The 14879-nt window shown below is 73.0% G+C and carries 14 protein-coding genes; 12 read left to right on the top strand and 2 right to left on the bottom strand.

Annotated features, from left to right (window positions below):
• Nucleotides 1-19 precede the first annotated feature (19 nt).
• From OG207_RS14170 to OG207_RS14150, 5 genes are all read left to right on the top strand, one after another.
• Nucleotides 20-1084: an ABC transporter ATP-binding protein gene (locus OG207_RS14170; RefSeq protein WP_329107616.1), complete on the top strand. Its 1065-nt coding sequence runs from the start codon at nt 20-22 to the stop codon at nt 1082-1084.
• Entirely contained in the window at nt 1081-2190 is a 1110-nt protein-coding gene (locus OG207_RS14165; protein ID WP_402694978.1) for an ABC transporter ATP-binding protein, read from the top strand. The genes OG207_RS14170 and OG207_RS14165 overlap by 4 nt, the downstream gene beginning before the upstream one ends.
• Before the next feature lie 216 nt (nt 2191-2406).
• Entirely contained in the window at nt 2407-3063 is a 657-nt protein-coding gene (locus OG207_RS14160; RefSeq protein ID WP_329098917.1) for a trimeric intracellular cation channel family protein, read from the top strand.
• 47 nt (nt 3064-3110) lie between these two features.
• Nucleotides 3111-3968 (top strand): thioesterase family protein, encoded by an 858-nt coding sequence (locus tag OG207_RS14155; RefSeq protein ID WP_329098916.1) that lies wholly within the window; start codon nt 3111-3113, stop codon nt 3966-3968.
• Between the two features lie 125 nt (nt 3969-4093).
• Complete coding sequence (locus OG207_RS14150) at nt 4094-5257, top strand: cysteine desulfurase family protein (RefSeq protein WP_329098915.1); 1164 nt, start codon at nt 4094-4096, stop codon at nt 5255-5257.
• Here the strand turns inward: OG207_RS14150 and OG207_RS14145 are convergent.
• The gene (locus OG207_RS14145) at nt 5250-5930 is read right to left on the bottom strand and encodes an N-acetylmuramoyl-L-alanine amidase (RefSeq protein WP_329098914.1); all 681 of its coding nucleotides are present in this window, start codon (nt 5928-5930) and stop codon (nt 5250-5252) included. The two genes, OG207_RS14150 and OG207_RS14145, sit on opposite strands and share 8 nt — an antisense overlap.
• 61 nt (nt 5931-5991) lie before the next feature.
• Here OG207_RS14145 and mnmA point away from each other — a divergent pair, with 61 nt between their 5' ends.
• Entirely contained in the window at nt 5992-7125 is a 1134-nt protein-coding gene (gene mnmA, locus OG207_RS14140; RefSeq protein ID WP_329098913.1) for a tRNA 2-thiouridine(34) synthase MnmA, read from the top strand.
• Between the two features lie 167 nt (nt 7126-7292).
• Here mnmA and OG207_RS14135 read toward each other — a convergent pair whose 3' ends face one another.
• Nucleotides 7293-8216 (bottom strand): NADP-dependent oxidoreductase, encoded by a 924-nt coding sequence (locus OG207_RS14135; protein WP_329098912.1) that lies wholly within the window; start codon nt 8214-8216, stop codon nt 7293-7295.
• A gap of 127 nt (nt 8217-8343) precedes the next feature.
• Between OG207_RS14135 and OG207_RS14130 the strand changes: the two genes are divergently transcribed.
• The 6 genes from OG207_RS14130 (at nt 8344) to ligA (ending at nt 14875) form a co-directional block, all read left to right on the top strand.
• On the top strand, nt 8344-9309 hold the full coding sequence (locus OG207_RS14130; RefSeq protein WP_329098911.1) for a GlxA family transcriptional regulator: 966 nt from the start codon (nt 8344-8346) through the stop codon (nt 9307-9309).
• A gap of 90 nt (nt 9310-9399) precedes the next feature.
• On the top strand, nt 9400-9744 hold the full coding sequence (locus OG207_RS14125; protein ID WP_329098910.1) for a DUF1330 domain-containing protein: 345 nt from the start codon (nt 9400-9402) through the stop codon (nt 9742-9744).
• A complete protein-coding gene (locus OG207_RS14120) occupies nt 9744-10697 on the top strand; it encodes a hypothetical protein (RefSeq protein WP_329098909.1) in 954 nt (317 codons plus the stop codon). Before OG207_RS14125 ends, OG207_RS14120 begins: the two co-directional genes overlap by 1 nt.
• Nucleotides 10698-10972: 275 nt before the next feature.
• The gene (locus tag OG207_RS14115) at nt 10973-11662 is read left to right on the top strand and encodes an SDR family oxidoreductase (protein WP_329098908.1); all 690 of its coding nucleotides are present in this window, start codon (nt 10973-10975) and stop codon (nt 11660-11662) included.
• Entirely contained in the window at nt 11659-12642 is a 984-nt protein-coding gene (locus OG207_RS14110; protein WP_327383118.1) for a methionine synthase, read from the top strand. The genes OG207_RS14115 and OG207_RS14110 overlap by 4 nt, the downstream gene beginning before the upstream one ends.
• A 31-nt stretch (nt 12643-12673) precedes the next feature.
• The gene (gene ligA / locus OG207_RS14105) at nt 12674-14875 is read left to right on the top strand and encodes an NAD-dependent DNA ligase LigA (protein WP_329098907.1); all 2202 of its coding nucleotides are present in this window, start codon (nt 12674-12676) and stop codon (nt 14873-14875) included.
• Nucleotides 14876-14879: the final 4 nt, after the last annotated feature.

Genomic DNA, 14879 nt, shown 5'->3' with positions numbered 1-14879 from the left:
CGCCACCGCCACGCCGCTCGTGGCGGGTCCGGGCGAGGGCCCGCCCTCCGAGGCCTTCCTCGACGTGCGCGACCTCAAGGTCCACTTCCCCACCGACGACGGCCTCGTGAAGTCCGTCGACGGGCTCACCTTCCAGCTGGAGAAGGGCCAGACCCTCGGCATCGTGGGCGAGTCCGGATCCGGCAAGTCCGTCACCTCGCTGGCCGTCATGGGCCTGCACCGGGCCGGCAACGCCGACCGCTCCAAGGTCGAGATGTCGGGCGAGATCTGGCTCGGGGGCAAGGAACTGCTCTCCGCCGATCCCGAGGAGGTGCGCCGACTGCGGGGCCGCGACATGGCGATGATCTTCCAGGACCCGCTGAGCGCACTGCACCCGTACTACACGATCGGCTCCCAGATCGTGGAGGCGTACCGCGTCCACAACGACGTGGACAAGAAGACGGCGCGCAAGCGGGCCGTCGAGATGCTCGACCGGGTGGGCATCCCCGAGCCGGGCAAGCGCGTCAACGACTATCCGCACCAGTTCTCCGGCGGCATGCGCCAGCGCGCGATGATCGCGATGTCGCTGGTCAACAACCCCGACCTGCTGATCGCGGACGAGCCGACCACGGCGCTGGACGTCACCGTGCAGGCGCAGATCCTGGACCTGATCCGGGATCTGCAGAAGGAGTTCGGCTCCGCCGTCATCATGATCACGCACGACCTCGGCGTGGTCGCGGAGATGGCCGACGAGATCCTCGTGATGTACGGCGGCCGGTGCGTCGAGCGGGGCACCGCCGAGAAGGTGTTCTACGAGCCCCGCCACCCCTACACCTGGGGCCTGCTGGGCTCGATGCCGCGCATCGACCGGGAGCAGAGCGAGCGCCTCATCCCGGTCAAGGGCTCTCCGCCCAGCCTCATCAACATCCCCGACGGCTGTGCCTTCAACCCGCGCTGCCCGTACGCGGACGTGCCCAAGGGCAACGTCACGCGTACGGTCCGGCCCGAGCTCACCCAGGACGACAGCCGTCACTGGTCCGCCTGCCACATGCCGCAGGAAGAGCGGACCCGGATCTGGACCGAAGAGATTGCGCCGAAGCTGTGACCGAGACGCCTGACACGAAGAAGCCGGAAACGGCGGTCATTCCCGCGCAGGCCACGGACTCTCCCGAGGTCCTGCTCAAGGTCACCGGCCTGACCAAGCACTTCCCGATCACCAAGGGCCTGATCCGGCGCCAGGTCGGCGCGGTCAAGGCCGTCGACGGCCTCGACTTCGACGTCCGGCGCGGGGAGACCCTCGGCATCGTCGGCGAGTCCGGCTGCGGGAAGTCGACCATGGGCCGGCTGATCACACGGCTGCTGGAGCCGACCGGCGGCTCCATCGAGTTCGAGGGCAAGGACATCACGCACCTCGGGGTGTCGGGCATGCGCCCGCTGCGCCGGGACGTGCAGATGATCTTCCAGGACCCGTACGGCTCGCTGAACCCCCGCCACACCGTGGGCACCATCGTCAGCGCGCCGTTCAAGCTCCAGAAGGTCACCCCGGAGGGCGGGCTCAAGGCGGAGGTCCAGCGACTGCTCTCGCTCGTGGGCCTCAACCCCGAGCACTACAACCGCTACCCGCACGAGTTCTCCGGCGGCCAGCGCCAGCGCATCGGCATCGCGCGGGCCCTCGCGCTGAAGCCGAAGCTGGTGGTCGCGGACGAGCCGGTTTCGGCGCTGGACGTGTCGATCCAGGCCCAGGTGGTGAACCTGCTGGACGACCTCCAGGACGAGCTCGGCCTCACCTACGTGATCATCGCGCACGACCTGTCGGTCATCCGACACGTTTCGGACCGCATCGCCGTGATGTACCTCGGCAAGATCGTCGAGCTGGCGGACAACAAGGGGCTGTACGGGGCGCCCATGCACCCCTACACCACGGCCCTGATGTCGGCCGTGCCGGTGCCCGACCCGAGGCGGCGCGGTGCCAAGAGCGGCCGCATCCTACTCAAGGGCGACGTCCCGTCGCCGATCTCGCCGCCCAGCGGCTGCCGCTTCCACACCCGGTGCTGGAAGGCCACGCAGATCTGCGCGACGCAGGAGCCGCCGCTGCTGGCGCTGAAGCCGGGCCACCAGGTGGCCTGCCACCACCCGGAGAACGCCCCCGACCAGGCGCCGGGCGACCAGCCCCTGCCGGGCGCGGCGGACGCGGTGGCGGCGTCGGAGTAACGGAGCAACCGATCCGGCAGGGCCGGGGGCGCGTTCCGCGCGACCCCGGCCCTGCCGGGCGGGCCGGCCCCGCCGCACATCCAGCCTCGCCGGCGCTCGAGGCGCGGGGTCCGGGACGGAGCCCAGGTCCTTCCCCCGGCGCGAGCCGAGCGGCCCGGCCCCGGGCTCGGCGGAGCCCCGCATTCCGTCGAGCCCGCCGCAGGTGACAATGGCCCGGTGCTCCACGATCTCTTCCCGCCCGGGATCCAGCATGCCCTGGACCTCGCCGGCATCTTCGTCTTCGCCACCGCAGGCGCCCTGCTCGCCGTCCGCAAGAACTTCGACGTCTTCGGCATCGCCGTCCTCGCGCTCGTCACGGCGCTCGGCGGCGGCCTCTTCCGCGACCTCGTCATCGGCGCCGTACCGCCCGCCGCCTTCGGGGAGCTCAGCTTCTTCGTGACCCCGCTGGTCGCCGCCGCGATCGTCTACTTCCTGCACCCCGAGGTCCAGCGGATCAACCGCGCGATCAACGTCTTCGACGCGGCCGGCCTCGGGCTGTTCTGCGTGACGGGCACGACCAAGGCCTACGAGTACGGCCTCGGTCTCACCGCCTCGGCCTCGCTCGGCGTGGCCACGGCAGTCGGCGGTGGCGTCCTGCGCGACGTACTGGTCAACGAGGTGCCCTCGCTGCTGCGCGACCGCGAGATGTACGCCGTCCCCGCGCTGGTCGGCGCCTCGATGGTGGCCGTCTTCATCAGCATGCACGCCCTCAACGGCATCACCACCGGCCTCGCGATCGTCACCACCTTCGTCCTGCGCCTCCTCGCCATGCGCTACCACTGGCGGGCGCCGCTGGCCTGGAACAGGCGCTCGTCGGTGGCCGAAGAGCCGTAACAAAAGAAAGCTACCGCTTAGTAGTAAGCCGGTGTACCGTCGTTTGCATGTCACACGCAGCTGCCAAGGCTTCCATCGGCGACAGTGAGTTCGACCGCGACACCGCCATCACCGCACGCGCGGGCGAGCCCGGGGTGTACGACGCGGAACTCTCCGCCGGCTGGACGATCATCGCCGCCGTGAACGGCGGATACCTGCTGGCCCTGGTCGGCCGGGCCCTGTCGGCGGCCCTCCCGCACCCGGACCCGTTCACCGTCTCCGCGCACTACCTGACCTCCTCCGTGCCCGGCCCCGCCGTGATCCGCACCCAGGTCGTCCGCGTCGGCCGCACCCTCTCCACCGGCCAGGCCTCGCTGTTCCAGTACGACGAGAGCGGCGCCGAGATCGAGCGCATCCGCGTCCTCGCCTCCTACGGCGACCTCTCGGCCCTGCCGGACGACGTGCGCACCGTCGCCCTGCCGCCCGCCATCCCCGCCTACGAGGACTGCATCGGCCCCGAAGCCGGCCCGGCCCCGATCCCCGGCAGCTCCGCCATCGTGGACCGGCTCCGGCTCCGGCTGGACCCGGCGACCGCCGGATGGGCCGTCGGTGCGCCCTCCGGCAAGGGCGAGATGCGCGCCTGGTTCGAGCTGGCCGACGGCCGCGATGCCGACCCGCTCTCCATGCTCCTGGCCGTCGACGCGCTCCCGCCGACCGCCTTCGACCTGGGCCTGGTGGCCTGGACCCCGACGGTGGAACTCACCACGCACGTCCGCCGCCGCCCGGCCCCCGGCCCGCTCCGGGTCTCCATCACCACCCGCAACCTGGCCGGCGGCTTCCTGGAGGAGGACGCCGAGGTCTGGGACTCGTCGGACCACCTGGTCGCGCAGTCCCGCCAACTGGCCCGCGCACTGCGTCCGGCCTGACCCCGGCCTGCGGGCCCCGGCCCCGGTCCGGCCCGACGCATGTGGCGGCGCCGGGTGCGCTTGCCGGCCATCGCGGGGTCCCGCGGCGCAAGCGGCCACCGGCGGACTCGTAGAATCGGGGGATCATGGCCTACCTCGACCACGCCGCCACCACCCCGATGCTGCCGGAGGCCGCCGCGGCGATGACCGCGCAGTTCGCCGCCACGGGGAACGCCTCCTCCCTGCACGCCGCCGGCCGGCGGGCCCGCCGTACCGTGGAGGAGGCCCGCGAGGCCTTCGCCGAGGCGGTCGGCGCCCGCCCCAGCGAGGTGGTCTTCACCGCCGGCGGCACGGAGGCCGACAACCTCGCCGTCAAGGGCCTCTACTGGGCCCGGCGCGACGCCGACCCCGCCCGGACCCGGGTCATCGCCAGCCCCGTCGAGCACCACGCGGTGCTCGACGCCGTCCACTGGCTCGCCGAGCACGAGGGCGCGCAGGTCGAGTACCTGCCCGTGGACCGCTACGGGCGCGTCCACGCCGACGCCTTCCGCGAGGCCGTCGAGCGCAACCCCGACGACGTGGCCCTGGCCACCGTCATGTGGGCCAACAACGAGATCGGGACCGTCATGCCGGTCCGCGAACTGGCCGCCATCGCCCGCGAGTCCGGGATCCCGCTGCACTCCGACGCCGTCCAGGCCCTCGGCCAGCTCGACGTCCACTTCGGCGACAGCGGCCTCGCCGCCATGACCGTCAGCGGCCACAAGATCGGCGGCCCCTACGGCATCGGCGCACTGCTGCTCGGCCGCGACCAGAGCCCCGTACCCGTCCTGCACGGCGGTGGCCAGGAGCGGCACGTCCGCTCCGGCACCCTCGACGTTCCGGCCGTCGCCGCCTTCGCCGTGGCCGCCGTCCTCGCCGTCGAGCGGCGCGAGCGGTTCGCCACCGAGATCGGCGCCCTGCGCGACGAACTGGTCGCCGCCGTCCGCGCGGCCGTGCCCGACGCCGTCCTCGGGGGAGACCCCGACGAGCGGCTTCCCGCCAATGCCCACTTCAGCTTCCCCGGCTGCGAGGGCGACTCGTTGCTGCTCCTGCTCGACGCCCAGGGCATCGAGTGCTCCACCGGTTCCGCCTGCACCGCGGGCGTGGCCCAGCCCAGTCACGTCCTGCTGGCCGCCGGCACCGACCCGCAGCTGGCCCGCGGCACCCTGCGCTTCTCCCTCGGCCACACCTCCACCAAGGAGGACGTCGCTGCCCTGGCCGCGGCCATCGGCCCGGCGGTCGAGCGCGCCCGCACGGCGGGCCTCAGCTAGGAGCCGGAGCCTCAAGGGCCGCCCGGACCAGGCCGATGTAGCGGTTCCAGTCCCAGTGGCGGCCGGGGTCGGTGTGGTCGGCGCCCGGGACCTCGGAGTGGCCGACTATGTGCGTGCGGTCCGCCGGTATGTCGTACCGGCGGCAGACGTCGGCCGCCAGCCGGGCCGAAGCCGCGTACATGGCGTCCGTGAAATCCTGCGGGCGGTCCACGAAGCCCACGTGCTCGATGCCGACGCTGCGCTCGTTCATCGAGCGGTTCCCCGAGTGGAAGGCCACGTCCAGCTCGCGCACCATCTGCTCCACGTGCCCGTCCCCGCGCACGATGTAGTGGGCCGACGCCTTGTGCCACGGGTTCTTGAAGGCGTCCACCGAGGACTCGAAGCCGCCCTGGGTGACGTGCACGACGATCCGGTCCACCCGGTAGTCGGCCGGGCGGTCCGCCTTGCGCCAGTTCGCCGGCGAGGCCGACGTCCAGCTCGCGCCCGCGTGGTCGAGCTCGCCCTCCTTGCGCGGCTTGTCCACACCCGGTATCAGCCACCAGGCACGGCCGATCTCCTCCCGGCCGGCCACCGCCGCCACCGCGAAGACCCCGAGCCCGCCGAAGAGCACGGCCCTGCGGGTCCGCCCCGGCGACTTCTTCCCCTTGTTCCCCTGCTCGACGATGTGATCCACCCCCCGTACCCCGACAACGCGCTGTGACCCCGCTCGGTTCCCCCGTACCCTGGACGGTGCTATGACTGAGAACCTGCCGCGCACCGCCCGCCCCCTTCGCGTCCTGGCCGCCATGTCCGGCGGCGTGGACTCCGCCGTCGCCGCCGCCCGCGCGGTCGAAGCCGGGCACGACGTGACCGGCGTCCACCTCGCGCTCTCCGCGAACCCGCAGTCCTTCCGGACCGGCGCCCGCGGCTGCTGCACCATCGAGGACTCCCGCGACGCCCGCCGGGCCGCCGACGTCATCGGCATCCCGTTCTACGTCTGGGACCTCGCCGAGCGCTTCCGCGAGGACGTCGTCGAGGACTTCATTTCCGAGTACGAGGCCGGGCGCACCCCGAACCCGTGCCTGCGCTGCAACGAGAAGATCAAGTTCGCGGCGCTGCTCGACAAGGCCCTCGCGCTCGGCTTCGACGCGGTCTGCACCGGTCACTACGCGACCGTCGTGCTCACCGAGGACGGCTCCCGCGAGCTGCACCGCGCCTCCGACATGGCCAAGGACCAGTCGTACGTCCTCGGGGTCCTCGACGAGAAGCAGCTCGCCCACGCCCTCTTCCCGCTCGGTGACACCCTCACCACCAAGGAAGAGATCCGCGCCGAGGCCGAGGAGCGGGGGCTGGCCGTCGCGAAGAAGCCCGACAGCCACGACATCTGCTTCATCGCCGACGGCGACACCCAGGGCTTCCTCGCGAACCGCCTCGGCAAGGCCGAGGGCGACATCGTCGACGGGGCGACCGGCGAGAAGGTCGGCACCCACGACGGCGCCTTCGGCTTCACCATCGGCCAGCGCAAGGGCCTGCGCATCGGCCACCCCGCCCCCGACGGCAAGCCGCGCTACGTCCTCGACATCTCCCCGGTGAACAACACGGTCACCGTCGGCCCCGTCGAGGCCCTCGACGTCACCGCGCTCACCGCGATCCGCCCCCGCTGGTGCGGAGCCGTGGCCGCCGCCCCGGGCACCTACACCGCCCAGCTGCGCGCCCACGGCGGCGAGACCGAGGTCTTCGCCGAGGTCGTGGACGGCGAGCTGCGCGTCTCCTTCACCGAGCCGGTCCGGGGCGTGGCACCCGGCCAGGCGATCGTGCTCTACGACGGCACCCGCGTGGTCGGCTCGGCCACCATCGCGACCACGACGCGGGCCGCCGCCACCGTCTGAACGGCCCCCGCACGGCAGGACGCCGCGGCCCGTCCCCTCGGGGCGGGCCGCGGCGCCGCGTTCGCGCCGGGTCCGGGGTTGCCCCGCAGCCTCCTGGTCGTCACGCCGGGGCGGCGGTCGGGCTGCGGCGAACGCGATCGCCCGGGCAGCCCCCGGACCTTCCGCGCTCAGGCGACGGTCAGGACGATCTTGCCGGTGGTGCGGCCCTGCTCGCCGATCTCGTGGGCCTTCGCGGCCTGCTCCAACGGCAGCACGGTGTCGACCAGCGGCTTCAGCAGACCCCGCTCGACGAGCGCCGCGATCTCGCGCAGGCCGCCCAGGTCCGGCTCCACCAGGACCCAGGAGGCGTGCACCCCCTGCGGGTCGGCCGGGAGGGAGTCGGGGCCGGGCAGGGTCACCAGGTGGCCGCCGGCCTTGAGGACCTTCAGCGAGCGCCGCGTGTAGTCCCCGCCGACGGCGTCTATCACGACGTCCACGTCGGCGACGGCGTCCTCGAAGTCCGTGGTGTGGTAGTCGATCACCTCGTCGGCGCCGAGCTCGCGCAGCAGTTCGTGCTTGCCCGCGCTCGCGGTGCCGATCACGTACGCGCCGCGGGCCTTGGCGATCTGCACCGCCAGGTGACCCACCCCGCCGGCCGCCGCGTGCACCAGCACCCGCTGTCCGGCGCTCACCCCCGCCGTGTCCACCAGGGCCTGCCAGGCGGTCAGCGCGGCCAGCGGCAGCGCCGCGGCCTGCACGTGGTCCAGCGCGGCCGGCTTGGGGGCGAAGTGCCGGGCGGGGGCCGTCACGTACTCGGCGTACGCGCCGGCCTGCTGCGGGAAGCGGGGCATCCCGTACACCTCGTCGCCCACCCGGTACAGGGTCACGCCCGGTCCCACGGCCTCCACGGTGCCGGACACGTCCCAGCCGACCGCCGGCACCGGGCCCCAGGGGATCAGGGCGCCGCTCTCGCGCGTCTTCCAGTCCACCGGGTTGACCCCGGCGGCACGGACCCGCACCAGGACCTCGCCCATCCCGGGCTCCGGACGCTCGGCCTCGGTCTCGACGAGGACCTCGGGTCCGCCCCACTTGCTGATGACGACGGCGCGCATGACATGTCTCCTTGCTGGGTTGTTGCTGCGTTCTCGCCGGCCGGTGTCCCGGCCGATGACCTCACTCTCCCCGCTCGCCGACCGTCGCAGTGTTGGCCGTACGGCCACCATGTGTCAGGATCTGGCCATGCACCGAATCGCCGTACTCGCCCTCGAAGGGGTCCCTCCGTTCGAGCTCGGCATCCCCTCCCGCGTCTTTGGCAACGCCCATGACGAGGCCGGGGACCCGCTCTACGAGGTGACCGTCTGCACCGCCGACGGACTGCCCGTGACCAGCGACGCGGGCTTCACCGTCGGCGTCTCGGCGGGCCCCGAGGCCCTCGCCGCCGCCGACACCGTGATCGTCACGCCCACCCACGCGATGGACGAGCTCGCGCACGGCGCGCCCCTGTCGCAGTCGCTGACCGACGCCCTGGCGGCGATCCGGCCCGGCACGCGGCTGGTCTCCCTGTGCACCGGCTCGTACGTCCTGGCCGCCGCCGGACTGCTCGACGGCCGGCCCGCCACCACGCACTGGCTGCACGCGCCCGAGTTCCAGCGGGGCTTCCCCCGCGTCCGCCTCGACGAGGAGGTCCTCTTCGTCGACGACGGCGACATCCTTACCTCGGCCGGCGTGGCCGCGGGCATCGACCTCTGCCTCTACCTGATCCGCCAGGACCACGGCACGGGCGTGGCCAACCGGGCCGCGCGGCTCTGCGTGGTCCCGCCCTGGCGCGACGGCGGCCAGGTCCAGTACATCGACCGCCCCGTTCCCGAGCCGACGCTCGCCACCACCACCGCCACCCGCGCGTGGGCCCTGGAACGCCTCGCCGAACCGGTCACCCTCGCCGAACTGGCCGCGCACGCCCGGATGAGCCTGCGCACCTTCACCCGCCGGTTCCGCGACGAGGTCGGCATGACCCCGGTGCAGTGGCTCACCGCGCAACGCCTCGAACTGGCCCGCCACTTGCTGGAGTCCAGCGACCTGCCGGTCGACCTCGTCGCCCACCGGGCCGGCTTCGGCTCCGCCAACTCACTGCGCCAACACATGCGTTCCACGCTCGGCGTCTCCCCGATCGCCTACCGGCGCACCTTCCAGCCCGCCCCGGCATGACCTGCAAAGTAATCGCCGTCGGGGCCGCGCGCTGACAGGATCGGATCAACGGGCCCGCACCGGCGGGCCGGTCGACACGGGGAGCAGACCATGACCGCGTACGCCATCGCCCACATACGCCCCGAGACGATGAACGAGGACATCCTCACCTACATCGAGACCATGCAGTCGACGATGGACCCCTTCGGCGGCCGCTTCCTCGTGCACGGCAAGGAGGTCGAGGTCCTGGAGGGCCCCTTCCCCGGCACCGTCGTCATCATCGGCTTCCCCGACATGGAGCGGGCCCGTGCCTGGTACGCCTCCGACGCCTACCGGGCGATCCTGCCGCTGCGCACCGACCACATCCCCGGCGAGGTCATCCTGGTCGAGGGCGTCCCGGCCGACTACGACGCATCGAGGACGGCCGCCGCCCTGCGCGCCGCAGCCGGTCTCTGATGGGGAACCGGGCCCCCTTCGTGATCGCGGGCGCCGAGGGGTACGAGCGCCGGGGCTCCTCCTTCGGCGCCGTCGGACTCGATCTCGACCTGCTCGGCGGCCCGGAGGCGGTCCTGCCCTTCGTCCTCGGCCACCGGCGCGAGGAAGGCCCCTGGTACGACGACGACATGTGCGAGGCGGGCGCCCTGATCGACCCTGCCCGCAGGCTGCTCCTGGTCTTCGCCCAGGAAGGCCCGTCGGTGGCCATGCGCACCCGCGCGGCCTGGTGGCGCATGCTCGGCCACGCCTGGCCCGGATGGGAGGTCCGCTGGACGTACGACGGCCAGAGCGGCCTGCGTACCCACCTCGGCTTGGAGCCGGGGTGCGTACGCGACGCCCCGTCCCCCGGCCCGGCCCTGGAGGCCGATGACGAGGAGCTGGCCGACCCCGACCCGATGGCCGCCGTCGTCACGGTCGGATCCGGCCGCTGCCACGTCCTCCCCCACATCGGCGACCATCCGGTGGTCGAGGGCCCGGCGCTCCTCGACCGGCTCTCGGCCGCCCCCGGCCACGCCGCGTACGCGGGCCGCGCCGAGGCCGGCGTCCATGTCGACCCCGCGGCCCGCCGCATCGGCTGGTGGCTGACCGGAATCGTGCCCCACGCCGGACGCACGGCCGCCCGCTGGCCCGGCTGGACCGTGGAGTTCTGGGCCGACCGCTGGAGCGAGCACGCCCGATCGGCCCCCGGCCGCTTCAGCCCGCCCGCCGCCGACCCGGCGGCCGCGCTGGACGCCGTACGCGACGAGGCACTGGAGCGCTGGGCCGGACCGCGCGCCGACCGGCGGGCACAGCTCGTCGCCGCGCACCCGCACATCGTCATCGGCACCGGCTTCCCGCCCGCGGTCGCCGGGCAGCGGGCGGCCCTGGCCCGGGCGGTCGTCGAACGGTCCCGGCGGGCCGCCGCAGCCGGCTGAGCGCCCGGCGCGCGGACGGGCCGCCCGGACCGGGGGCCGCGGGGCCCGGGGCGGGCCGCGGGGCCCGGGGCGCGGGGCGACGTGCGGGCCGGGCCCGGCGCGGCGTTCCCGCACGCCGTGATCGGCCAGGGCATCGGCCCGCACCGGCCCCGCCGTCACACAGGAGCACGCGGCCGCCGCCCGCGCCGCCGTCGAGCGGGCCCGCGCGCCGGTCGGCGGCACCTGACCTCGGCCTTCGGACCCCGGGCGGGCCCGGGGGTGCGAGCATGGGCGGTATGGCTACTCACTTGATCACCGGTGCCGGTTCCGGCATCGGCGCCGCCGTCGCGGCCCGGTTGCACGCCCGCGGCGACGACCTCGTCCTCCTCGCCCGGGACGCCGGCCGGGCCCGCGAGCTCGTCGACCGTTACCCCGGCGCCACGTCCCTCGTCGGAGACCTCGCCGATCCCGACCGGCTGTCGTGGGCGTTCTCCAAGCAGGCCCTCCCGGAGCGGATCGACTCCCTGCTGCACATCGCCGGGATCGTCGACCTCGGACCGGTCGGTGAGCTCCGGCCCAAGACCTGGCACCAGCAGCTCAACGTGAACCTGATCGCCCCCGCCGAGGTCACCCGGCTGTTGCTGCCCACCCTGCGCGCGTCCAAGGCCACCGTCGTCTTCGTGAACTCCGGCGCCGGCCTGACCGCCCACGCCGACTGGAGCGCGTACGCCGCCTCCAAGCACGGGCTCAAGGCCCTCGCCGACTCGCTGCGCGGCGAGGAGCGGGCCAACGGCATCCGCGTCACCTCCGTCTACCCGGGCCGCACCGCCAGCCCCATGCAGGCCAAGGTGCACTCGCAGGAGGGCAAGGAGTACGACCCGGCCGCCTGGATCGAGCCCGAGTCCGTCGCGACCACGATCGTCATGGCCGTCGACCTGCCCCGCGACGCCGAGGTCAACGACCTGAGCGTCCGGCCGGGCCGATGAGCGCCGGCGCCACCGGCGTCGGATCGCTGCCCGGCGGCGACGCCCGCGAGGCAGCGAAGACCGTCACCGGGTCCTTCGAAGAGTTCCCCTACCTCGCCGAGCTGCCCGCCCGCGGGCCCGGCGCGGACATGATCGGCCGGTCCCTCGGACTCCTCGTCGACATGTACGCCCACGTCGAGCCCAGCGGCTGGCGGATCAGCGACCGCCCGGGACGGGACTCCAAGCGGGCCCGGTCCTGGCTGGGGGAGGACCTCGACGCGCTGGAGGAGTTCACCCAGGGGTACACGGGGAAGCTCAAGGTCCAGGCCGTCGGACCGTGGACGCTGGCCGCCGCCCTGGAACTGCACGGTGGCGAAGCCATGCTCCAGGACCCGGGTGCCTGCCGGGACCTGGCCGGATCGCTGGCCGAGGGCCTGCGCGAGCACCTGGCCGACGTGCGCAAGCGGGTCCCCGGCGCCGACGTCGTGCTGCAGCTCGACGAGCCCTCCCTGACGGCCGTCCTGCTCGGCCGGGTCCGCTCGGCGAGCGGCTACCGCACCTACCGGGCCGTCGACCGGCAGGTGGTCGAGGGCGGGCTGCGCGACCTGTTCGCCGTCCACGACGGGGAGGTCGTCGTGCACTCCTGCGCGCCCGAGGTCCCCTTCGGCCTGCTCCGCAGGGCCGGTGCCACGGGGGTGTCGTTCGATTTCTCCCTGCTCACCGAGCGCGAGGACGACGCCATCGGGGAGGCGGTCGAAGGCGGCACGAAACTCTTCGCCGGAGTGGTGCCCGGCACGGACGCCCCGTTGTCGGACCCGGGCGGTAGCGTCATGGGTGTCAGGAAGCTTTGGCGCAGGCTGGGGCTGGCCCCGGGGACTCTGGCGGAGTCCGTCGTGGTCACCCCGTCGTGCGGTCTGGCGGGCGCTTCGCCCGCCTACGCCCGCGCGGTGCAGGCGCATTGCGTCAGGGCGGCGAGGTCGCTCGCCGACAACCCTGAGTGACGGTCGAAGACGGGCCACGGGAGGACACGGCATGGCAGCCGAACAGCAGGACACGGCAGTACCGACGGCGGTGCGCGATCAGCACGCGCTGCTGGCGGAGCAGGTCGAGGAGCACCGCTTCCGGTACTACGTGAACGACCAGCCGGTCGTCAGCGACGCCGAGTTCGACCAGCTGCTGCGCTCGCTGGAGGCGCTGGAGGAGCAGTACCCGGAGCTGCGCACGCCCGACTCGCCCACCCAGAAGGTGGCCGGGGCGTACGAGACGGACTTCGCCTCCGTCGAGCACCGCGAGCGCATGCTCTCCCTCGACAACGCCTTCGACGACGAGGAACTGGCTGCCTGGGCCGAGCGGGTGGCCCGGGACGTGAACACCTCGGACTACCACTACCTGTGCGAGCTCAAGGTGGACGGCCTCGCCGTCAACCTCACCTACGAGAACGGCCGCCTGACCCGGGCGGCCACCCGCGGCGACGGCCGCACCGGTGAGGACATCACGCCCAACGTGCGCACCATCGCCGAGATCCCAGACCGTCTCAAGGGCGACCGGATCCCGGCCCTGGTGGAGATCCGCGGCGAGGTCTACTTCCCGATGGAGAAGTTCGAGGAGCTCAACGCCCGGCTGGTGGAGGCGGAGGGCAAGCCCTTCGCCAACCCGCGCAACGCGGCAGCCGGTTCGCTGCGGCAGAAGGACCCCAAGGTCACCGCGAGCCGCCCGCTGCACATGGTCGTGCACGGCATCGGAGCCCGCGAGGGCTTCGAGATCGAGCGCCAGTCGCAGGCGTACGAGCTGCTGCACGAGTGGGGGCTGCCGACCGCGCAGCACAACATGGTGGTCGCCACGCTCGCCGAGGTCCGCGATTTCATCAGGGACTTCGGCGTGAACCGGCACTCGGTGGAGCACGAGATCGACGGGGTGGTCGTCAAGCTCGACGAGATCGCCCTCCAGGGCCGGCTCGGCTCCACCGCGCGCGCCCCGCGCTGGGCGATCGCCTGGAAGTACGCGCCCGAAGAGGTCAACACCAAGCTGATCGACATCAAGGTCGGCGTCGGCCGCACCGGCCGGGTGACCCCGTACGCGCAGGTGGAGCCGGTGAAGGTGGCGGGCTCCGAGGTCGAGTTCGCCACCCTGCACAACCAGGAGGTCGTCAAGGCCAAGGGCGTCCTCATCGGGGACACCGTCGTCCTGCGCAAGGCGGGCGACGTCATCCCCGAGATCCTCGGCCCCGTGGTGGACCTGCGCGACGGCACCGAGCGGGAGTTCGTGATGCCGGCCGACTGTCCCGCGTGCGGGACGGAGCTGCGGCCCATGAAGGAGGGGGACATCGACGTCCGGTGCCCCAACGCCCAGACCTGCCCGGCGCAGTTGCGCGAGCGGCTCTTCTACCTGGGCGGCCGACAGTCCCTGGACATCGAGAACTTCGGCATGGTGGCGGCGGCCGCGCTGACCGGCCCGCTGGAGCCGGCCGAGCCGCCGCTGCTGGACGAGGGCGACCTCTTCGGCCTGACCATCGAGCAGCTGCTGCCCATCAAGGCGTACGTCCTGGACCCGGACAGCGGGCTGCCCAAGCGGGACCCGAAGACGGGCGAGGAGAAGATCGTCACGGTCTTCGCCAACCAGAAGGGCGAACCGAAGAAGAACGCCCTCTCCATGCTGGAGCACATCGCCGCCGCCAAGGACCGCCCGCTCGCCCGCATCATCAACGGCCTGTCGATCCGTCACGTGGGACCGGTCGCGGCCGAGGCCCTCGCCCGCGAGTTCCGCTCGATCGAGCGCATCGAGCAGGCCACCGAGGAGGAGCTGACCGCCACCGAGGGCGTCGGCGCCATCATCGCCGCCTCCCTCAAGGAGTGGTTCGCCGTCGACTGGCACCAGGAGATCCTGCGCAAGTGGCGGGAGGCCGGGGTCCGGATGGAGGAGGAAGGTTCCGCCGAGGACGAGGGGCCGCGGCCGCTGGAGGGGCTGACCGTCGTCGTCACCGGCACTTTGCAGAGCCACACGCGGGACGGGGCGAAGGAGGCCCTGCAGAGCCGCGGCGCCAAGGTCACCGGTTCCGTGTCGAAGAAGACCTCCTTCGTCGTGGTCGGGGACAACCCCGGCTCGAAGTACGACAAGGCCGTGCAGTTGAAGCTCGCCGTCCTCGACGACGCAGGGTTCACCGTGCTGCTGGAGCAGGGGCCGGACGCGGCGCGGGAGGCGGCGCTCCCGGTGGACGGCGGGGGCGAAGCGCAGTAGTACC

The organism is Streptomyces sp. NBC_01439, from assembly GCF_036227605.1.
GTDB lineage: Bacteria > Actinomycetota > Actinomycetes > Streptomycetales > Streptomycetaceae > Streptomyces.
This window is presented reverse-complemented; position numbering and strand designations above follow the sequence as displayed.

Excerpts from the sequence above, each read along its gene's own strand:
- OG207_RS14135 (WP_329098912.1), bottom strand. The coding sequence starts at position 8,216 with ATGCGCGCCGTCGTCATCAGCAAGTGGGGCGGACCCGAGGTCCTCGTC.
- OG207_RS14125 (WP_329098910.1), top strand. The coding sequence starts at position 9,400 with ATGACCGCGTACGCCATCGCCCACATACGCCCCGAGACGATGAACGAG.
- OG207_RS14155 (WP_329098916.1), top strand. The coding sequence starts at position 3,111 with ATGTCACACGCAGCTGCCAAGGCTTCCATCGGCGACAGTGAGTTCGAC.
- mnmA (WP_329098913.1), top strand. The coding sequence starts at position 5,992 with ATGACTGAGAACCTGCCGCGCACCGCCCGCCCCCTTCGCGTCCTGGCC.
- OG207_RS14115 (WP_329098908.1), top strand. The coding sequence starts at position 10,973 with ATGGCTACTCACTTGATCACCGGTGCCGGTTCCGGCATCGGCGCCGCC.
- ligA (WP_329098907.1), top strand. The coding sequence starts at position 12,674 with ATGGCAGCCGAACAGCAGGACACGGCAGTACCGACGGCGGTGCGCGAT.
- OG207_RS14130 (WP_329098911.1), top strand. The coding sequence starts at position 8,344 with ATGCACCGAATCGCCGTACTCGCCCTCGAAGGGGTCCCTCCGTTCGAG.
- OG207_RS14110 (WP_327383118.1), top strand. The coding sequence starts at position 11,659 with ATGAGCGCCGGCGCCACCGGCGTCGGATCGCTGCCCGGCGGCGACGCC.
- OG207_RS14120 (WP_329098909.1), top strand. The coding sequence starts at position 9,744 with ATGGGGAACCGGGCCCCCTTCGTGATCGCGGGCGCCGAGGGGTACGAG.
- OG207_RS14150 (WP_329098915.1), top strand. The coding sequence starts at position 4,094 with ATGGCCTACCTCGACCACGCCGCCACCACCCCGATGCTGCCGGAGGCC.